Below are 20097 nucleotides of genomic sequence, written 5' to 3'. Positions count from 1 at the left end.
AAGAACATAATCTTTATAGGTCTGATATATTTTTCTTACTTATCAATTAGTAGGGGCGAAGCATTCGGACAGAAAATCAATGGTTTGAACGATAGGTTATCGCCCGAATGCTTCGCCCTTACGGTGTTCTAGACTAGGAACGAGAGAATGCTATCTTATTGAAACATGATCTTCTTCACGCACTTCTAAATGGGGAGCATGATGAACTGGTTGTAAACGTTGACGAATTTTGCCAATGATGATATAGAGAATTGGCACAATAAACAAACTCAAGAAAGTCGCTACAAACATTCCCCCAAATACAGCAGTACCTAAAGATTGACGACTCGCAGCACCCGCACCTGTAGCAGTTGCTAGGGGAAAAATTCCCAACAAAGTCGAAAAAGCAGTCATGAGAATTGGACGTAAACGACCTTGTGCTGCTTCTACCGCTGCTTTGGTAATTGATAAACCTTGCTGTTCTTGCAACTGGTTAGCAAATTCGACAATTAAAATTGCGTTTTTACTGGCTAAACCAATTAACATGACTAACCCAACTTGGCAAAATACATCATTATTTAAACCCCTTAATGATTGTGATGCTAAAGCTCCCATAATAGCTAAGGGAACTGACAACATAATAATTAAAGGATCAACATAATTTTCATATTGAGCAGCTAAGACTAAAAAGACGAAAAGTAAGCCTAAACCAAAAATGATTGGCGCTTGTCCACCGGATTGTTTTTCCTCAGCCACAATACCTGACCATTCATATCCCATGCTTGTGGGTAATATCTTTTTAGCTAGTTTTTCCATAGCCAAAGTTGCTTGTCCAGAACTAGTACCAGGAGCAGCAGAACCGTTAATTTCAATAGAACGCAATAAGTTATAATGATTAATAGTTTGCGCTCCTGTTGTGGGCGTTAATTTCACTAAACTACTCAGAGGAATCATCTGATTAGTCTGAGAACGCACATTTAATAAACCAATATCATCAGGATTGGAACGAAACTGAGCATCTGCTTGGATATATACCCGATATGTGCGAGACAGAAAATTAAAATCATTGACATATCGTGAACCCAAATAAGTTTGCAGGGTTTTAAAAATATCGTCAATGGAAACTTGCAGAGATTTCGCTTTATTCCGGTCAACTTCAATTAAGATTTGCGGTGTATTGGCGGTAAAGGTGCTAAATACAGCTTGTAGTCCAGGGGTTTGATTTCCCTGCATCATGAACTGACCAACGGTTTGCAGCATGGAATTTAAGCTGTTAGTTCCCGCTATATCTTGTAACTGAAATTGGAAACCACTAAAACTACCTAAACCGCGAATTGCGGGGGGATTAACCGGGAAAACTCTAGCTTCGGTAATTCCTGAAAAGCTTTTTCTTAAATTACCAATAATCGCTTGGACTGATTGATTTGGTTGTTTACGTTCGTCCCAGGATTTGAGAGTTGTGAAAATTATGCCACTGTTAGCAGTATTACCACTAAAACCAAAACCACCGATCGCAAATGTTCCTGTAACTTCTGGTAATTTTAATATCTTTGTTTCTACCTCACTCATGACTTTACTGGTGTATTTGAGTGAAGAACCTTCTGGCCCTTGGATAATGGTAATGAAATAACCTTGGTCTTCGTCGGGGAGAAATGCGGTGGGTACGGTCATGTACAGCCAAGCTGTGACACCTAATAAACCGATAAATAAGAGGAGAACAATCGCTTTTATTTTTACCAAAAATTTTAAAGAGCGCTCATATCCGCGTCTCATGGCTTCTAAAAACCAATTAATTCTACCAAATACCCAACCCAAAATCCCTCTAGGTGCGGGTCTTTGCCGTAATAACAAGGCGGAAAGAGAAGGGGTGAGGGTGAGAGCCAAAAATGTGGAAATGGCGATAGAAAAGGCAATTGTCAGGGCAAATTGTTTGTAAATTTCTCCAGTTGATCCAGGGAAAAAGGCGACAGGGACAAATACCGCCATTAATACTAAAGAAGTCGCAATTACAGCCCCAAATAGCTCTTGCATGGAGATTAAAGCAGCTTGACGGGCTGACATTCCTTCTTCTTGAATTAAGCGGGAGATATTTTCTACCACAATGATTGCGTCATCAACTCCCATACCAGTGGACAGGGTTAAACCAAACATGGTCAAGATGTTGATAGAAAATCCAAAGGCTTTGACAAAGGCAAAAGTACCAATTAAGGATAGAGGAATGGTGATGGTAGGGATGAGAGTTGTGCGCCAATCTTGTAGGAAAATAAAGATGACGAGAATTACCAGAGCGATCGCTTCTAAAAGAGTTTTTATCACTTCTGCCAAAGATTCCTCTACAATCGTAGTGGTGTCAAATGCCACTTGATATTTCATCCCTGGCGGAAAGCTTTGCGACAATTGCGCTATTTCCTTTTTGACTAAATTAGCCACGTCCAAAACATTACTTCCTGGTGCCGGAAATATCCCCAGTCCCACACCCTCATTCCCCTTAAACCGCAGAAATGAGCTATAGTTTTGCGCTCCCAATTCCGCCCTTCCCACATCTTTTAACTTAATCAAACTACCGTCACCAGCAGTTTTAATGACCACATTGTCAAATTCCTCAACTTCCGTCAGCCTACTAACTGCCCTCAAGTCAATTTGATACATTTGACCATCTACGGCTGGCTGTTGTCCAATTTGTCCCGCACCTACCTGTAGGTTTTGTTCATTCAGGGCATCAATAACATCACCAGTAGTTAAATTCCGACTAGCCAATTTATTCGGGTCAAGCCATAGGCGCATTGCATAGCGGCGTTCCCCAAAAATCCGCGCCTCACTGACACCTTTAATCCGCTTGAGGGCATCTACCAGATATAAATCTGCATAATTACTTAAAAAGACATTATTTAAGGCTTTATTATCACTAAACAAACCGATCGCTAACAAAATATTGTTAGACTGTTTACTCACAGTTACTCCCGTTTGCTTCACCGATTCTGGTAACTGCGGTTGAGCGGAAGTAACACGGTTTTGCACATCAACGGCAGCAATATCCTTGTCCCGCGAAGCATCAAATGTGACAGTAATCGTACTACTGCCATCATTACTACTACTCGAAGTCATGTATTTAATGCCTTCGACACCGTTAATTTGTCGCTCTAAAATCGTTGTAACCGTACTTTCAACAATTTCCGCACTAGCACCAACATAATTAGAATTGACGATAATCTGCGTGGGACTAATTTCTGGATACTGGGCTGTAGGCAATGTGGGAATACTGATTGCACCAACAAGTAAAATGATAATAGCGCAGACGCTGGTAAATACAGGTCGTTTAATAAAGAAGTTAACAAACATAAATTGGTGATTGGTAATTGGTGATTAAAAAGATCCCCAACTTCTTCAAGAAGTCGGGGATCTTGCTATTATCAATTTTCAGGAATTATTGGCAGTCCGTCTCGGAGATTTTGTATTCCTGAAATTATCAATTTTTCATCTTTTTGTAATCCCTCAATTACTTGATAATCATTAGCTTTAATCTTGCCTAACTTCACCTGTTTTTGTTTAGCTATTAATTGAGAAACACCTTGAGGAGATTTTCCAGTTTCGGCTACAAATACAAAGGTTTCCCCAGCAATTCGAGATATTGCTGTTGTGGGAACTAGCACGCCAGAACGTTGATTCCAAATCACTTTAGCCCGAATTAATTGATCGGCTCGTAGTTGCCCATTGTCATTGTTATAAAGTGCCTTAACTAATATTGATTGAGAGTTATTTGTAATATTGGGAGAAATAAAGAATATACTACTATTGCCAATGATTTTACCCTGAGCGTTAATTAATTCAACTGGTAATCCTGGACGTAATTGTGTACCTTTTTCCAAAGGGACAGGAATTTTAACGTCCAAAGGTCGGTTTTGGGTAATAGTTGCTAATGGTGTGGAAGTATTCACAACATCCCCTACTTTAACGGGAATATCACCAACAGTTCCAGTGAAGGGAGCAGTAATTGTGTAATACTGAAGTTGAATTTGTTGTTGTTTAATATTGGCATCAGCTTGGACTAAGGATTTTTCTACCTGGGATATGGTAGCCATTTGAGCTTGAATGCGGGAATCTATCGCCCCTAGTTGGGCTTTTGCTGTCGCCAGTTTGTTAGCATATAAATCTTGAGTTTGACGAGATACAGCCCCTTGTGCGGCTAATTGAGAATAGCGATTATAATCTTGTTGGTTTAAGCGCACATCTGCGATATTTGCTAACCGTTCTGCTTGCAAAGATTTAAGAGTAGCGCGAACATTTTCTAGTTGCGCTTGTGAACCTCGACCAGCAGCAGATAAACTACTAAGTGCGGCTTGTTGTTGTTGAGAATCTATTTGCAGAATCGCAGTCCCGGAGGTAACTAAATCTCCTGATTTGACGAATATTTGGGAAACTTGTCCTTGAATTCGCGGTTGGAGATTGACTGAACGCCGCGATTCTAAACTGGCTATATATTCCGTACTATCTTCAACTGTACCTGTTTGCACTGGTGATAGTTTAACTTTAACCCCTGGAGGTGGCGCATTAGCAACTGCTGGAGTTGGTTTTTCAGGATTTAGCAATTTCCACGCTATCCCGCTGACACCCCCAATCAATAACAGTGCGGCTAATACCAACCGCAGCCACCGATTTGACTTGGGAGGTGACGCAGAAATGTCTTTAATATCGGTTTGAGGCTCAGGTAATGTCATGGCTGATAACAAGTTGACGGAATGAATAGTTAAAAATCTATGTGTATGATATGAATTTTGAAACTTCTAATTTATGATGAACTGGCAAAAATATGTATTATCTAATTTAAATATACAGGCTTTACATTTTTTTACAATCTATCGGCAAAATAATTATCTTGATGATCAATTTCTGAATTTAGTCATAGAGAAAACATTATCTGTTTTAGCTCACCTCGAATATAGAAACAGCCTGATTTCCTTGTCACTGTCTTGAACTCAGGATTTATGCCATTTAATGACTAGTAAGTTTGTTCTATTGAATAAATGCTGATCAATGTTTGTTTCTCTTTGGCAAGTCGTACCCAGAAATAGGAAAATTGTCTAGGCTACTCTTTCCCTGGTTAGAATTTAATTTAAGCTGTTATTAACATCAAAATCAACATGGTTAATAAATTGATACAACGGTTCTTGACTTTGGCTCTTATTTTTGCTGTTGTCTTTTTCTCCTGGGAAGTTCCTTTTGCTTTCGCAGATCACTTTTTTACTAACTCTGGAGAAATTAGGGATAATATCAAATTATCTGAATATGATTTTACTCCCCAAGAAAATCAAGAACTACAGGGGATTCGTCAGCGTCGAAATAAAGAAATTGCCGCAATTTTAGATTTATCTCAACGTAACTTGCTTGCTCACAAATTACATAACGGTAATAATATTGATCAAGCTTTAGAAGCAATAAATTTAAGTTCTCAACAACGAGAGTTAGTAAATTCTATAAATGTCTTCACTAATTTAAAATTGAAGGGAATTTTTTCTCACCATGATTTACTTGACAGTCATAAATAAAGTTCAAAATTGGTAATAGTAAATTATTTCAGTTGTGAGAAATCTGAGTTTTTGCAACTGGTAATAAAAAGAGAAAAACAATCACCAATTTTTTCAAAAACTCAATAAATTATGATTGATAAGATTGAATTGTGAGATTTGATGAAAGATTTTGTTGGAGAAATTGACTGAGTACGGTTATCAACTCTAGAAATCCCTCCCTATTTCCTCCCTAATAAAGATAAGACACGGTAGATTAGAGACAGCGTTACTTCTTCAAAACAGGGGAAGTCATCATAAAAATACAGTTGTCACAATAAATGTCTTATGAGTAAAAAACTACAAGGATTCCTCAAACCCCTATTTAAAACCGCCTTTATTCTTAGCTTAGTGCTAACTTTGGCGTTCAGTCATGCTAATGATGCCTTAGCAGCCCGCAGTGGTGGCAGAATTGGTGGTGGTTCTTTTAGAATGCCTTCTAGCCGTACCTACACACCCCGGACAAGTATGCCCGGTAATGGCGGCTACTATGCTCCCTATGGCGGTGGTTTCGGATTTCCGTTTCTTTTGCCCTTATGGGGTTTTGGTGGCGGTTTTGGCGGGTTGTTTGGGATTTTGATCTTTTTTGCCATGGCGAATTTTTTAGTCCAAACATTTCGCCGTGTTACCAGTGGAGAAACGGAAGAAGTCAGCTATAGTAGCAACCCTTCGGTGTCTGTCACCCGGTTACAAGTTGGTTTACTAGCCCAAGCAAGAGATTTACAACCCGAACTCAATCGAATTGCGGAAACTGCTGATACCAATAGCCCAGCGGGAAGAAGCGAAGTTTTACAAGAAGCTAGTTTGGCTTTATTGCGTCACCCTGAATATTGGGTATATGCAGGTGGTGGAACTCAACAAGCAAAGTTAAATTCCGCAGAGTCCCAATTTAATCGGTTATCTTTAGCCGAACGCAGTAAATTTAGCGAAGAAACTCTTTCTAATGTGAATAATCAACTCAAGGCTGTTTGTCAGGAAGCTTTACCTGGTGAAATTGATAACCCGACTCGTTTGATTAGTGAAGGGCCGGGAGAATATATTATTGTCACTTTATTAGCAGCAACTTTGGGTAAATGTGAAATTCCCGCTATTAATAATGCTGATGATTTGCGTCAAGCTTTACGTCAAATTGGTAGTCTTGGTGGTGAACAACTGTTAGCAATTGAAGTTTTGTGGACTCCCCAAGCGTCAGAGGATACCCTAACATCAGATGATTTATTTGCGGAATATCCTGATTTGAAATTGGTTTAATTGAGGTTTAGGGACCAAAACAGTTAGAAGTGACTTGTAATCGAAAATTGCGACATTCGTTTTAAGATTATTTATGTCACAATTGAGGAAACTACCATTTTTAATCCTACTGCTGTACAAGCCCTAACCTGTCTCAGGGTTTGCCAGATGGTCTCTAACAGCTTTCTAGACATTCACTTAATTCGGTTTAATGAAATTAAGGGATATGTATACATTCACAGCAGGCGATGAAATGGAGATTTTAATCTTTCCTGAAGGAAATTGGAGGTTTATTGATGAAACCTAATTTTGCTCAAATGTCGAGGTCTGAATTAAAAGCTTATGTCCGCAGAAACCGTGATGATTTGGAGGCTTTAGATATTCTGGTTAGTCGTCGTACTCCTGATTCAGAAGCTACATGGTATGCGCCAATGGTGACAGCAGAAGGTGTACCAATAGAAGAAAATATCCAGTTAGCGGCAAAAGGTATTCAGGAACGAGTTACCTTAGAGCGAAAAAAACAGTCCATTAGGAGTCAAATTGAAGCACAGAAGGCAGTTCATGAGGCAATGATGAAATCTGTTGAGTCGAGGGAAGAAAAAAACAAAATCAATCAAGAATCTCGGAATGAATAGCCTTTCATAAAGCTATTCTTCCTAGAATATTAACTATTTAGGAAACTGTCCTTCTCGCACTTCCACAGCGTAATCTTGGACAGCTTTGGTAATTGTTTCTCGTAAGTTTGTATAAACTTTAGCGAATGGTGGTTGTTTTTCCGAAAGTCCGAGAATGTCAGAAGTGACTAACACTTGACCATCACAGCTAGAACCTGCACCGATGCCGATGGTAGGAATACGGAGTTTTTGTGTAATTTGCAGTGCTAGTTTTGCAGGAATGTGTTCTAATACTATAGCAAAAACCCCGGCTTGTTCGAGAGCGATCGCTTCATGAAAAATTCTCTCACCTTCTTCCTGGGTTTTTCCCTGTTGTCGTAACCCTAATTGATGAATTGACTGGGGTGTTAATCCCACATGACCCATAACCGGAATCCCCGACTGCACTAACCGGGTAATGGTTTCCACCATTGCGGGATAGCCACCTTCTAATTTCACCGCTTGCGCCCCCGTTTCTTTCAACACTCTACCGGCGGAGTGCATAGCTTGGGAAATACTTTCTTGATAGGTCAAAAATGGTAAATCAACTACCATTAAAGCATTTTTGACCCCACGCCGCACAGCTTTAGCATGATGGATCATTTCATCTAAAGTTATTGGTAAGGTAGTTTCATAACCAAGGACGACGGCAAGAGAATCACCAACTAAGATCAAGTCTACACCAGCTAGATCCAAAAGTTGAGCGATCGCATAATCCCAGGCAGTTAACGCAACAATCGCCCTTCCCTGTTGTTTCCATTGAGTTAATTGTTGGGTAGTAACTGCCATAAATAATTGATAATTGATAATTGTCAATTGTTAATTGTCAACTGATAATTGTCAATCTCTGGCAAATTTAACTGATGTCACGTTACGTCCGCGCAGGGGAGTTACAGACCTTAATACAATACCACTTTTTGGTTAATCACTAACAATTGATTTGGCATTCCCGCCCAAATTAATCCTTGGGGACTGGGATTTTTGTCTGTATTATCAACCTTTTGGGCTATAGCTGATGTGACTATGCTTGGTAAAGCTATTAATCCCAGTAAGTTTGCACGCATTTAGTTAAGTATATCCAGCTTGATATTATTTTTGCATATTCATTTAATTGGTTAGGCTATTTTAATCTTTAAATGCAAAGTCTCAGCCTAAATTTTACCATTTAATAAACTTCATCATGACTGCCAATATCTATCAATAAAATAACCATTTCTAATAACTCTTCATCTTCAGAGAAATTAAAGATAATTCTACAATCATAAGCAACAGAACAAGACCATAAACCCGCTAAATTTCCTCCTAACTTATGAGACTTCAAAGACGGTGTAAAGGGATCATCAGCCAAAAGCCTTAATACATTAACAATTTGATTTTTTAATTGCGGGGTTTTCTTGGTAATCTTCCTAAAAGACCGATTAAATCCACTACTCCAGACAACTTCCAACATCATCTCCTAGTAAATCAGCGATTAAATCATCAACGCTTCCCCTCTTTGCTGTACCATCTTTAAAAGCTTGCTTAACTTCCTGAGCATTAGTTAAAATTTCAGCCCGCTTTTTCTCAATTCGTTGCTTTTGAAGAAACTCAAATAAATACTCTCTATCTTCTGTAGGTAAACTTTCAATAGAAGTAATAATTTCTTGTAACGTCATCATAGAATCTCCTCTAAAACAACTCTCTGTTTCTATATTATCTCCCATTGAGCAATACCTTGTCCATTTTTTGTAGGTCGGGTTAAGCGACAGCGCAACCCGACGCATTTGTTGGGTTATGGCTATTTACTTGAGATATACACAATTGTAAACAAATCTTCACAAAATGTTAGATCTTTATGTAATAACAAATTTAAATATATCAATTAACAAAATTTGCAAAATAACTTATTGAATTATTGATATATTGTGGGGTAAGCTACAAATTCCGTGATGTGCAGTTTCTTCTTTTCTTGCTCATCCCCTGACTAAACCTGTCTGAGAATGAAAATGCCTCGTGATCAATCTTTACCCGCTTTAGGTAAAGACATCAGGAAAAAAGAGAGTTGCAGCAAACCAGTCTTCTGTCTGGAATGCGGCTTTCAGGCAAAAATCCGCAGACGGCTGAATCAAGCCAGTTTAGTAGGGTATGCAAACTCAAGATGAAAGGATTTTGTATTCTTGGGACGAAAAATAACTGGTAAACAATTTGTTGCAGTAGCAATTACCGCAACTTAATTCGTGCAGGAGTAATACTCTCACCATAGAAATTGATCGCCCCTAACTATAAGCAAAACTTATAATCTCATTAAGAATGAATTAAGAGTAGGAATGAGAAGAAGTGGCACATAACGTGATTTGATAGTAAAAAGAAAGACTTCTTGGAAGAAAAATATGTCTTACGCGCAAACTAAGACTCAGGCTAAGTCTGGGTATAAAGCTGGGGTTCAAGATTACAGACTAACTTATTACACACCTGATTACACTCCTAAAGATACAGATTTATTAGCAGCTTTCCGGATGACCCCCCAACCCGGAGTTCCTCCTGAAGAAGCTGGTGCGGCTGTAGCTGCTGAGTCTTCTACTGGTACATGGACAACAGTATGGACAGACTTGCTCACCGACCTAGATCGCTACAAAGGTCGTTGTTATGACATCGAACCAGTTCCCGGTGAAGATAACCAATATATTTGTTATGTTGCTTATCCCTTGGACTTGTTTGAAGAAGGTTCTATCACCAACGTACTAACCTCCATCGTCGGTAACGTATTTGGTTTTAAAGCTTTACGGGCATTACGTTTGGAAGACATTCGTTTCCCTGTAGCTTACATCAAGACTTTCCAAGGACCTCCTCACGGTATTCAAGTTGAACGCGACAAATTGAATAAGTATGGTCGTCCTCTGTTGGGTTGTACAATCAAGCCCAAATTAGGTCTTTCCGCTAAGAACTACGGACGCGCAGTTTACGAATGTTTACGTGGTGGTTTGGACTTCACCAAAGACGACGAAAACATCAACTCTGCTCCTTTCCAAAGATGGCGCGATCGCTTCTTGTTTGTATCTGAAGCTATCAACAAAGCACAAGCAGAAACAGGCGAAATCAAGGGTCACTACCTGAACGTTACCGCTCCTACCTGCGAACAAATGATCCAACGGGCTGAGTACGCTAAAGAACTCAAGCAGCCCATCATCATGCACGATTACCTGACCGCAGGTTTCACCGCTAACACCACATTGTCTCGCTGGTGTCGTGATAACGGTATTCTGTTGCACATTCACCGGGCTATGCACGCTGTAATTGACCGTCAGAAGAACCACGGTATCCACTTCCGCGTATTAGCTAAAGCTCTCCGCTTGTCTGGTGGTGACCACATTCACACCGGTACAGTAGTTGGTAAGTTAGAAGGTGAACGGGGAATCACCATGGGCTTCGTTGACCTATTGCGTGAAAACTACATCGAACAAGACAAGTCTCGTGGTATTTACTTTACCCAAGACTGGGCTTCTTTACCCGGTGTAATGGCCGTTGCTTCCGGTGGTATCCACGTATGGCATATGCCCGCGTTGGTAGAAATCTTTGGTGATGACTCCGTACTCCAATTCGGTGGTGGTACTCTCGGACATCCTTGGGGTAACGCTCCTGGTGCTACAGCTAACCGCGTAGCTCTAGAAGCAGTTGTTCAAGCTCGTAACGAAGGTCGCAACTTGGCTCGTGAAGGTAACGATATTATCCGCGAAGCTGCTAAGTGGTCTCCTGAGTTGGCTGTTGCTTGCGAACTGTGGAAAGAAATTAAGTTCGAGTTTGAAGCAATGGATACCGTCTGATAATTGAGGATTTGGGATTTTGGATTCATATACAATCCAAAATCTAAAAATCTAAAGGGCTGGGTCAAGCATGGATTTAAAGCAAATTGCGAAAGACACAGCCAAAACTCTCCAAAGCTACCTGACTTATCAGGCGCTAAGGACTGTATTGGCACAGCTAGGCGAAACAAATCCTCCTCTAGCACATTGGTTGCAAAACTTCTCCGCTGGCAAAATCCAAGACGGAGAAGCATATATTGAGGAACTGTTTCTAGTCAAGTCAGATCTGGCTTTGCGGATTATGACTGTCAGGGAACACATAGCGGCGGAAGTGACAGAGTTTTTACCAGAAATGGTGATAACTGGCATTCAGCAAGCCAATATGGAACAGCGTCGCCAGCATCTCGAACGCATTACGCAACTAAGTTTATCAAGTCCCAGCCTCGAAATACCAAAGACAGACAATATCTGATAGCCTGCGTGGCGTAGCTATTGCTAATTTGGATAATTTATCCAATTAGTCAGTCAACCAAGTCATAAAAAATCTCCCCCACTTATCAAAAACTATGCAAACTTTACCTAAAGAGCGTCGTTACGAAACCCTTTCTTACCTTCCCCCTTTGTCTGACGCGCAAATCGCCAAGCAAGTTCAGTACATCATCACACAAGGTTTCATTCCTGCAATTGAATTCAACGAAACTTCTGAACCTACAGAACTTTATTGGACAATGTGGAAGTTGCCTTTGTTCGGTGCTAAAACTACTCAAGAAGTATTGAGCGAAGTTCAAGGTTGCCGTTCTCAGTATGGTAACTGCTACATTCGTGTTGTTGGTTTTGACAACATCAAGCAGTGTCAAGTTATGAGCTTCCTTGTTCACAAACCCAGCAGATACTAAGAGCTAATTAGCTCATAGTTATTTGATCAATTAAAAAGAGAGGTAGAGTTTTCTATCTCTCTTTTTTTTAGCGTTACATAATGGCTTTATGAATTATGTTTCGCGCAAAGGCACAAAGGAGCAAAGACGCAAAGGTAAGAGTTTTCAAAATTAACCATGGTTACGCCACTCAGGCTATCGGTGAGTTTCATTCTTTGATTCAGCAATACCCTTTTTTTAGTTTTTGATGGAGAATAGAATTGTCGGTTGAGTCGCACACACAAAAGGCTAAAGGTGGTAATTATGCAACAAATTACTGTTAACGAAGCATCTCAACACTTATCTGATTTAATTGAAGCAGCACTTGGTGGTGATGAAATTATCATCATGAAAGATAATCAACCTGTGGTGAAGTTAATTCCTGTATTACCCGTGAAAATTCGTCCTAAATTTGGTAGTGCTAAAGGAATGATCAAAATGTCTGATGATTTTGATGAACCTCTGGAAGAGTTGAAGGAGTATATGGAATGAAGCAATTAGCAATCAATGAGCGACTGTATCAAGCTCGTAACCCATTATATAGTCATCCAAAACAAAGCCACTACCAAAATTTATTACCTGACTATCAATAATTCTAAAACCAAATCGAGAATAAGCTTTAATTCCTTTTTCATTCCTTTTATTAACATTCAGAATTATTTGTTTCAAGTTCATTGCTTGCGCTTTTTGATAAATATGAAATAACATCTTTTGACCATAGCCAAAACCATGCAAAGATGACAATAAATAACATTTATGTAATTTCAAATAACTAATATTATCTATGATTTCTGAACTGTATGATAAATAACCAACTAATTTAGAATTATGCAAAACTTGATCATAAAATATCCCTTTACTATAAATTTCATCTTCAATTACTCCTGTTCCATACATTTTAGTTAGCATATACTCGATTTGTTCAGTGCTGAGAATTGAAGAATAGTGGCTATACCAAATTTCTTGACTGACTTTTCTCAGTTCTTCTAAATCAGAATCTAATAACTTAGTAATGGTAATTGATGAATCATTCATGGTGAGAATTGTATTCTAATAAAAATTAACTGTGAACATTGCCAAAATTAATTTACCATTTAATTGAGATAACATAGGACTCATATTTGATTTCTGTATCTGGTAAACAATACAAAAAAAGCAGCTATGGCAATGGATGATACATTTGACACCGCAAATCAATCCTTATCTATCCCCAAAGTCGATATTTTGACCATGTTCCGGCTAGGACTGTTTCAAATGGGGTTGAGTATGATGGCTATCTTGACTCTGGGGGTACTTAACCGCGTCATGATTCAGGAAATCGCCATTCCGGCAACTATAGGCAGCTTAGTATTAGCAATACCTTATTTTATCGCCCCCACAAGGATTTTATTTGGGCAAATGTCCGATGCTAAACCCTTATTAGGTTATCATCGCACGGCTTATGTGTGGGGAGGAGCAGGAATATTTGCGATCGCAGCATTTTTTGCGGTACAAGTAATGTGGCAGTTAAATGCCGCTAATATTGCTGATACTTGGACATGGACTACCCAAACCATCGGTTGGACGGCAGTTCTCGGTTTAGTGTTCGCAATTTACGGTTTAGCGATTTGCGCTAGTGGTACAGCATTTGCAGCTTTATTAGTGGATATCTCCGAAGAAGACAACCGTTCTCAAGTTGTCGGTATTGTTTGGTCAATGTTAATGGTAGGGATTATAGTTGGAGCAATTATCAGTTCTAGCTTATTAAAACAATTAGATGCAAACGCACCCATAGAAACTTTACAAGCGGCAATTAATCGTTTATTTATAATTGTTCCCAGCATCGTTTTTAGTTTAGCAATTGTGGCAACTGCAGGGGTTGAAAACAAATATTCCCGTTTCTTGAATCGTGCCAATAAAGGAAATCGGGAAGATGGTATAACCTTAAAAGGTGCTTGGAAAATTTTAACAGCTAGTCCACAAACAGGCTTGTTTTTCACCTTTTTATTAGTGATGACTATTAGCTTGTTTATGCAAGATCCCATTTTAGAACCTTATGCGGGGCAAGTATTTAAAATGCCCTTAGCAGAAAGTACCAAACTCAACGTTTTTTACGGGACAGGGATATTAATTTCCTATGGTATCACGGGTTTTTTCATTGTTCCCCGTTTAGGTAAAGCTCGAACTATCAAATTAGGTTGTATTTTAGTAGCATTTGCCGCTTTATTAATAGGTTTTTCGGGATTTTCTGCAAATCCATCTCTACTAAAATCAACTTTAGTTTTATTTGGTTTAGCTACTGGTTTTGTGACCACCGCAGCAGTAACTTTAATGTTAGACTTAACAATTGCCGAAGCCGCAGGTACATTTATTGGTGCTTGGGGACTTGCCCAATCTTTATCTAGAGGCATTGCTACGGTAATTGGTGGTACAGTTTTAGATTTGGGACGTAAGTTTTTACCAGATAATTTAGTATTAGCTTATGGTTTGGTATTTGCCTTAGAAGCTTTAGGAATGTTACTATCAATTTGGTTTTTGAATCGTGTGAATGTCAAAGAATTTCAAACTAATACCAGACAAGTTTTAGCCTCTGTTCTCGAAAGTGACTTAGATAATTAACAACTAACAACTGTACGGGCGAAGCATTTGGAGAACTATTTTTGGCAATGACCAATAATTTATCTTCCAAATGCTTCGCCCCTACTAACAACTAACAACTGTACGGGCGAAGCATTTGGAGAACTATTTTTGGCAATGACCTGTACGGGCGAAGCATTTGGAGAACTATTTTTGGCAATGACCGATAATTTATCTTCCAAATGCTTCGCCCCTACTGACAACTGACAACTGATAACTAACCAGGGATACATTCTATGAGTTACTACATTGCGCCTAGTTTTCTTGATAAACTTGCAGTTCATATCACCAAAAATTTCTTAAATATTCCTGGGATTCGAGTTCCCCTGATTTTAGGAATTCATGGCCGCAAAGGTGAGGGAAAAACTTTTCAATGCGAGTTAGTTTTTGAGAAAATGGGTATCGAAGTCACCTTGATATCTGGAGGAGAATTAGAAAGTCCAGACGCGGGAGATCCTGCGCGGTTAATTCGGTTACGTTATCGGGAAACAGCAGAATTAATCAAAGTGCGGGGGAAAATGTGCGTACTGATGATTAATGATTTAGATGCGGGTGCAGGACGTTTTGATGAAGGAACTCAATATACAGTAAATACTCAGTTGGTAAATGCCACATTGATGAATATTGCTGATAATCCCACAGATGTGCAATTACCGGGAAGTTATGATTCCAATCCTTTATGTCGTGTCCCGATTATTGTCACCGGAAATGATTTTTCTACTCTCTATGCACCATTAATTCGTGATGGGAGAATGGACAAATTTTACTGGGAACCGAACCGGGATGATAAGGTAGGAATTGTGGGAGGAATTTTTGCAGAAGATGGTCTTTCACAAAGAGAAATTGCACAATTTGTTGATACTTTTCCTCATCAATCTATTGACTTTTTTAGTGCTTTGCGTTCTCGGATTTATGATGAACAAATCCGTCATTTTATCCATCAAATTGGTTTTGAAAATGTCTCTTTGCGAGTTGTCAATAGTTTGGAGGGTCCACCAGCATTTAAAAAGCCAGATTTTACTCTCTCTCATTTAATTGAGGCGGGTAAATTTATGGTAGGTGAACAAAAACGGGTGGAAACTTCTCATTTAGTGGATGAATATAATCGTTTAAATCGCGGTAAAACTTCTCAAGCAACTTCACCTATTGCGGAAATTCCCGTGAGTAAACCTGTGATTAATCAACCGACTTATTTAAGTTTAGAAACTCAAGAACAAGTTCGCCAAATTTTATCTCAAGGTTATAAAATTGGTATTGAACACATTGATGAAAGACGTTTTCGCACAGGTTCTTGGCAAAGTTGTGGTTCTTTTCAAATTGATGCCCATTCCGATGCTATTTCTACCTTAGAAGCTTGTTTATCTGAATATAGCGGTGAATATGTGCGTTTAGTAGGAATTGATCCACAAGCAAAACGACAATTATTAACTAAACAGGAGTTAAAAATAGTTTAGCTTCTGCTTGTCTTCTCCGTTTCAATCCTGCTTCTACATTGCTACCAGGATTTCTGTATTTTAGAAAAGTTTCTTCAATTTCATCCCACTTTTTATCTCTCAAAACTCTAGTCATACTTGAGAAGTTGGAACTACCATAGAAGTTAGCACCCAAGTTATAACCAAAGCTTAATAAAGCCCCCTGTTGATTGGCGTTTAATTCATTCCAAACCGGAATTTTTTGCATAGGTGGTAGATAGCTATTTTCTATTTGGCTGTAAACCTAATTCACAAAGTGTTTTTGCTTCATCAACAGAGTAATTTTGCTCCAACTCTATTTGTGGTTGTGAACACCAACCCTGTCTAAACCACTCGTAGGAACGTCTACCCCCAAACTCGCGCCGATTGTCACTTTGTCTTTTATATGGACCTTCTGTGTGGGCGCTACATCCTTTATCTCTCCAGCTTTTACCCTCTAGCCATCTTGTATCACTGTCTCCCAAATCAACTAAGTAACGTTCATTAGATTGGGAAACTGACTTAGCAATATATTTTCTACTTATCAAATTTTGAACACACTCGGCTATATTAGTTTTTTGGCACTGTGCTAATGCTGCGTCTGGAGAAACACCTAAATTTGTATATTGTTGAACGCACTGAAGAACTGCTACATCTTGAGCTTGAACCACCGTTTCACCCAGAGGAAGGCTAAGAAATGATCCTATGGTTGTAGCAGCGATGATGAGTTTAGATAAGTGATTCATGGTAATGTCGTGAATAACGTGAATAAATAGTTAAAGGCTAAACCGGATAATTTTTGATAGCGATCGCTCATATTATACTACGTTTTTATGTAAAGTCCCAAATCACCGAGGCTATCCCCATCAGAATAGCACTGCATTTCATTGACCTTAGTTACCACACAAGTCTCTTTTAATAAACTGAAAACTCTGATGGAACTATTTGAAAGAACTCGATAATCCCATTTATATGATGAGCCAATTAGACCAGTTTTCAGCTTTTGGTAATCATGAACTTGACCATCTTTCTGAAAGACTCTATATCTAGAAATGTATTCATTACTAAGTCCCACATTGTACCAACTTCCTATATAATTTGGCTTGGCTGCAACAGGAGTGCTGTAAATATTACACCCAAATATACACACTATGGTAGTGCTGGTCATCAGTAATTTATGCAGCTTTTTCATGGTAATCTCCTTAATTTTAGCGTTTTCCAGTCTATTGATCCAAAGGCAAAACGACGATTAGTAGAGACAATTATTCAGCAATTATTAACTAAACAGGAGTTAAAAATAGTTTAGCTTCTGCTTGTCTTCTCCGTTTCAATCCTGCTTCTACATTGCTACCAGGATTTCTATATTTTAGAAAAGTTTCTTCAATTTCATCCCACTTTTTGTCTCTCAAAACTCTAGTCATGCTTGAGAAATTGGAATTACCATAAAAACTAGCACCCAAGTTATAACCAAAGCTTAATAAAGCACCTTGTTGATTGGCATTTAATTCATTCCAAACCGGAATTTTTTGCAGAGGTGGTAGATAGCTATTCTCTAGCTGAATCATTAATAAATCATCTGCTTCTTGTTGAGTGATACTTTCACCTAATTTCCAGTTACTACCATCTCTTTTTTTAGTGGAACCGTAACCAATAGTGATAGGTAAATTACCACTCAGAGGATCTGGATAAGCCTTTAAATAACAACCTTCAAATTCTTTAATTAGAGGAATTGCTGGAAGTGGTAGTTTTCCAGTTATCCCACCAAAACCTTTTGTGGGAACGCTAGAAGTTGGGGATGATATAGATGATGGTGCGCTTGTTGTTGCTTGTCCAAGAGCATCATTTAAAGCATCTTGAGTTTTTTTTCCGACTACACCATCTGCTTCAAGTCCTTTTTGACTTTGAAATTGTTTGACAGCTTTGAGAGTGTTATTACCAAAATCACCATCTATTGTTCCTGGATTTAGATTGAGTGCTGTTAAGATTTCTTGTAGTTGTTGAACTTTTTGTCCTTTCGCACCTTGTTTGAGAGTTTCGTTGCTATCGAGATTTAATTTGCTAGGCATGATTATATCCTGGTGACATTGATTTAATCAGTTTGGTAATTAAGGAAAAAGCAAGTGTTAAATTTGCTGTTTACCTCTTCTAACATTTACTAGTGGTCTGTTTTTAGCAATAATAGTATTATTACAGTCATGGCTAGTTAATTCAACTGAATTTTAAAAACTTTACAAATAACTGGTAAATAAACCCCACATCCCACCAAAAATCAAATCCTGAAAATCCTGTCATCCTGAAAATCCTGATTCAGACAATTTCCTATCATTAAAAAACCCACATATCCCACCAAAAATCAAATCCTGTCAATCCTTTAATCCTGGAAATCCTGATTCAGACAATTTCACACACCATCACACAAGTGCTTATCCTCCTCACTCAAACCCACACTCGGATTGTGTAAATAATCCTTTAATATTTGATTTGCGATCTTCAGGTGATATTCTAGCGATCGCCCGTCTTAATTGATCAATGACTTTTGCACCACGAACTTCAGAAAAATCAATATAATATTGTCTATCTTCAGCTTTCCCCATTACTAACGTCTTAGAAGGGTTGCAAGCCTGAAAAAACCTTTTTATGTCCAGTTTCATGGTAAATTGCCTGAAAATAATCACTATTTCAGTAATTATACAGAAAATGATAGGATTAAGCTAGAAAACAAGAGATTACAAATCTAGAATCCATTTGCGTATGCCTTGGTTTGTTAAAATTGAAACTGGTAAGGTTGATAAACCCACCTTTGACCAATATGTACCTGCCCACAGAGCCTATGTTCAAGAGTTGATTACTAAAGGACACAAAGCTAAAACAGGTTATTGGGGGCAAAAAGGTGGTGGAATGATGTTATTTGAGGCGGCATCAATGGATGAAGCACAAGCAATAGTATTGGCTGATCCCTTGGTACAGAACGATTGTGTTAACTACGAACTATTTGAATGGCGAATTGTTGTGGAATAACATACAAATTTTGAATTTTAGTGTTATGATGATTGAAGACCTGGATCTATGCGACTTCAACGCCCAAATCTTGTCAGGATCGGAAGGTAGCAGCAATAAGGGATGCTTGTGGTAGGCGTAGTCTCCGGGTCGCCTTATTTGTAGGAGCTTTCAGCAGCAATGCCTGGTTTTGGAGATATTGTACAAAAAGCTTTTTATATCGGCGTTGGGTTAGCTTCTTACGCTGGCGAAAAAGCTGGCGGAAAATTAGCCGAACTGCGATCGCAAGTCCAAAAATTAGCAGATGAAATGGTGGCTAAAGGCGAGATGAACACAGAAGAGGCTCGTCGCTTCGTTGAAGATATGATGAAGCAAGCCCAACAGCAACCAACTTCTGGACAAACGCCTGAAAAAACACCCCCTTCCGAACCTCGTCGGATAAATATCATAGATGATGACGAAGAGCCTAGTGTGAAAGAGGCGAAAAAAGAAAATAAAGAAAATGGCGATAACGTAGATCATCTCCGCGATCAAGTGCTAGAACTACAGGAAGAGTTAAAACGGCTGCAACGCAAACCGTAAAGATAAAATTTTCACCTTGGGTATCAGTAACTTTTAATTCTAGAAAAATGACGCTATACCCAAGATGGTTTTACTTGCAATTACTAACCGTAGACTCTATAACTTTCAGTCAGACGGCGTCTAGCATCATGTTTTTAGCCTTTGAGAGTATAAGTTATGGAAGAGTGGCAAAAAGACTTAATAGACATGATCGAAACCGTGGCTGACGAAGTAGAGCAGTTCTTCCTCGGAGTGATTGACATGATAGAGAGCATAAATAAACGGAGTAATCTGTAGTTTATGTGAACCAAACCACTCAAAACATGAGTAAACGTTATCTAGGTCATAACACCTTG

21 protein-coding genes, 1 other RNA gene and 3 pseudogenes are annotated in these 20097 nt (G+C 38.8%); 12 read left to right on the top strand and 13 right to left on the bottom strand.

Annotated elements, in window-relative coordinates; genetic code table 11:
- Window positions 1–150: 150 nt before the first annotated feature.
- Together AN490_RS07465 and AN490_RS07460 are read right to left on the bottom strand one after the other, a co-directional pair.
- Window positions 151–3318: an efflux RND transporter permease subunit gene (locus AN490_RS07465; protein ID WP_300001344.1), complete on the bottom strand. Its 3168-nt coding sequence runs from the start codon at window positions 3316–3318 to the stop codon at window positions 151–153.
- A 71-nt stretch (window positions 3319–3389) separates the two neighbouring features.
- A complete protein-coding gene (locus tag AN490_RS07460) occupies window positions 3390–4694 on the bottom strand; it encodes an efflux RND transporter periplasmic adaptor subunit (protein WP_300001342.1) in 1305 nt (434 codons plus the stop codon).
- 423 nt (window positions 4695–5117) lie between these two features.
- On the opposite strand from AN490_RS07460, the gene AN490_RS07455 reads away from it, so the two are divergent.
- The 3 genes from AN490_RS07455 (at window position 5118) to AN490_RS07445 (ending at window position 7405) form a co-directional block, all read left to right on the top strand.
- A complete protein-coding gene (locus tag AN490_RS07455; protein ID WP_300001340.1) occupies window positions 5118–5522 on the top strand; it encodes a hypothetical protein in 405 nt (134 codons plus the stop codon).
- Window positions 5523–5828: 306 nt separating this feature from the next.
- On the top strand, window positions 5829–6791 hold the full coding sequence (locus AN490_RS07450; protein ID WP_300001338.1) for a DUF1517 domain-containing protein: 963 nt from the start codon (window positions 5829–5831) through the stop codon (window positions 6789–6791).
- Window positions 6792–7066: 275 nt separating this feature from the next.
- Window positions 7067–7405 carry a hypothetical protein gene (locus AN490_RS07445; RefSeq protein ID WP_300001336.1) on the top strand — a complete coding sequence of 113 codons (339 nt, stop codon included), beginning with the start codon at window positions 7067–7069 and terminating at the stop codon, window positions 7403–7405.
- A 33-nt stretch (window positions 7406–7438) separates the two neighbouring features.
- Here AN490_RS07445 and panB read toward each other — a convergent pair whose 3' ends face one another.
- From panB to AN490_RS07425, 4 genes and pseudogenes are all read right to left on the bottom strand, one after another.
- Window positions 7439–8212 carry a 3-methyl-2-oxobutanoate hydroxymethyltransferase gene (gene panB / locus AN490_RS07440; protein ID WP_168633971.1) on the bottom strand — a complete coding sequence of 258 codons (774 nt, stop codon included), beginning with the start codon at window positions 8210–8212 and terminating at the stop codon, window positions 7439–7441.
- A gap of 54 nt (window positions 8213–8266) precedes the next feature.
- Window positions 8267–8397, bottom strand: a pseudogene (locus AN490_RS07435) (transcriptional regulator); the annotation flags it as partial.
- Window positions 8398–8588: 191 nt separating this feature from the next.
- Window positions 8589–8870: a type II toxin-antitoxin system YafQ family toxin gene (locus tag AN490_RS07430; protein ID WP_213717939.1), complete on the bottom strand. Its 282-nt coding sequence runs from the start codon at window positions 8868–8870 to the stop codon at window positions 8589–8591.
- Window positions 8851–9081 (bottom strand): hypothetical protein, encoded by a 231-nt coding sequence (locus AN490_RS07425; RefSeq protein WP_148767172.1) that lies wholly within the window; start codon window positions 9079–9081, stop codon window positions 8851–8853. Before AN490_RS07425 ends, AN490_RS07430 begins: the two co-directional genes overlap by 20 nt.
- 711 nt (window positions 9082–9792) lie before the next feature.
- Here AN490_RS07425 and AN490_RS07420 point away from each other — a divergent pair.
- From AN490_RS07420 to AN490_RS07405, 4 genes and pseudogenes are all read left to right on the top strand, one after another.
- Window positions 9793–11223, top strand: a complete 1431-nt coding sequence (locus tag AN490_RS07420) for a form I ribulose bisphosphate carboxylase large subunit (protein WP_015079279.1) — start codon at window positions 9793–9795, stop codon at window positions 11221–11223.
- A 70-nt stretch (window positions 11224–11293) separates the two neighbouring features.
- A pseudogene (locus tag AN490_RS07415) lies at window positions 11294–11723 on the top strand (chaperonin family protein RbcX).
- A 45-nt stretch (window positions 11724–11768) separates the two neighbouring features.
- Window positions 11769–12098 carry a ribulose bisphosphate carboxylase small subunit gene (locus AN490_RS07410; protein ID WP_015079281.1) on the top strand — a complete coding sequence of 110 codons (330 nt, stop codon included), beginning with the start codon at window positions 11769–11771 and terminating at the stop codon, window positions 12096–12098.
- Window positions 12099–12380: 282 nt separating this feature from the next.
- Complete coding sequence (locus AN490_RS07405) at window positions 12381–12608, top strand: type II toxin-antitoxin system Phd/YefM family antitoxin (RefSeq protein WP_148765920.1); 228 nt, start codon at window positions 12381–12383, stop codon at window positions 12606–12608.
- 12 nt (window positions 12609–12620) lie between these two features.
- On the opposite strand, the gene AN490_RS07400 is transcribed toward AN490_RS07405, so the two are convergent.
- Window positions 12621–13151 carry a GNAT family N-acetyltransferase gene (locus AN490_RS07400; RefSeq protein ID WP_300001325.1) on the bottom strand — a complete coding sequence of 177 codons (531 nt, stop codon included), beginning with the start codon at window positions 13149–13151 and terminating at the stop codon, window positions 12621–12623.
- A 126-nt stretch (window positions 13152–13277) separates the two neighbouring features.
- On the opposite strand from AN490_RS07400, the gene AN490_RS07395 reads away from it, so the two are divergent.
- A complete protein-coding gene (locus AN490_RS07395) occupies window positions 13278–14714 on the top strand; it encodes a BCD family MFS transporter (RefSeq protein WP_300001323.1) in 1437 nt (478 codons plus the stop codon).
- Window positions 14715–14773: 59 nt separating this feature from the next.
- On the opposite strand, the gene AN490_RS07390 is transcribed toward AN490_RS07395, so the two are convergent.
- Window positions 14774–14935, bottom strand: a complete 162-nt coding sequence (locus AN490_RS07390; protein WP_300001321.1) for a hypothetical protein — start codon at window positions 14933–14935, stop codon at window positions 14774–14776.
- A 33-nt stretch (window positions 14936–14968) separates the two neighbouring features.
- On the opposite strand from AN490_RS07390, the gene AN490_RS07385 reads away from it, so the two are divergent.
- Entirely contained in the window at window positions 14969–16186 is a 1218-nt protein-coding gene (locus tag AN490_RS07385) for a ribulose bisphosphate carboxylase small subunit (protein WP_300001319.1), read from the top strand.
- Here the strand turns inward: AN490_RS07385 and AN490_RS07380 are convergent.
- The 5 genes and pseudogenes from AN490_RS07380 to AN490_RS07360 all read right to left on the bottom strand — a co-directional run.
- Entirely contained in the window at window positions 16161–16412 is a 252-nt protein-coding gene (locus tag AN490_RS07380) for a glycoside hydrolase family protein (protein ID WP_366925027.1), read from the bottom strand. The two genes, AN490_RS07385 and AN490_RS07380, sit on opposite strands and share 26 nt — an antisense overlap.
- Window positions 16413–16425: 13 nt before the next feature.
- A complete protein-coding gene (locus tag AN490_RS07375; protein ID WP_300001317.1) occupies window positions 16426–16929 on the bottom strand; it encodes a hypothetical protein in 504 nt (167 codons plus the stop codon).
- Window positions 16930–17006: 77 nt separating this feature from the next.
- Window positions 17007–17375, bottom strand: coding sequence for a hypothetical protein (locus tag AN490_RS07370; protein ID WP_300001315.1), 369 nt, complete (start codon window positions 17373–17375; stop codon window positions 17007–17009).
- Window positions 17376–17463: 88 nt separating this feature from the next.
- On the bottom strand, window positions 17464–18249 hold the full coding sequence (locus tag AN490_RS07365) for a peptidoglycan-binding protein (protein WP_300001313.1): 786 nt from the start codon (window positions 18247–18249) through the stop codon (window positions 17464–17466).
- A gap of 420 nt (window positions 18250–18669) precedes the next feature.
- Window positions 18670–18834: pseudogene (locus AN490_RS07360) on the bottom strand (ATP-binding protein); the annotation flags it as partial.
- Between the two features lie 100 nt (window positions 18835–18934).
- Between AN490_RS07360 and AN490_RS07355 the strand changes: the two are divergent.
- From AN490_RS07355 to AN490_RS07345, 3 genes are all read left to right on the top strand, one after another.
- Window positions 18935–19201: a YciI family protein gene (locus AN490_RS07355; protein ID WP_300001311.1), complete on the top strand. Its 267-nt coding sequence runs from the start codon at window positions 18935–18937 to the stop codon at window positions 19199–19201.
- 37 nt (window positions 19202–19238) lie between these two features.
- Window positions 19239–19335, top strand: an RNA gene (gene ffs / locus AN490_RS07350) — signal recognition particle sRNA small type.
- Window positions 19336–19360: 25 nt separating this feature from the next.
- On the top strand, window positions 19361–19762 hold the full coding sequence (locus AN490_RS07345; RefSeq protein WP_300001309.1) for a phasin family protein: 402 nt from the start codon (window positions 19361–19363) through the stop codon (window positions 19760–19762).
- The last annotated feature ends 335 nt before the right edge of the window (window positions 19763–20097 follow it).

The organism is Anabaena sp. AL09 (assembly GCF_001672255.1).
GTDB lineage: Bacteria > Cyanobacteriota > Cyanobacteriia > Cyanobacteriales > Nostocaceae > Dolichospermum > Dolichospermum lemmermannii.
This window is presented reverse-complemented; position numbering and strand designations above follow the sequence as displayed.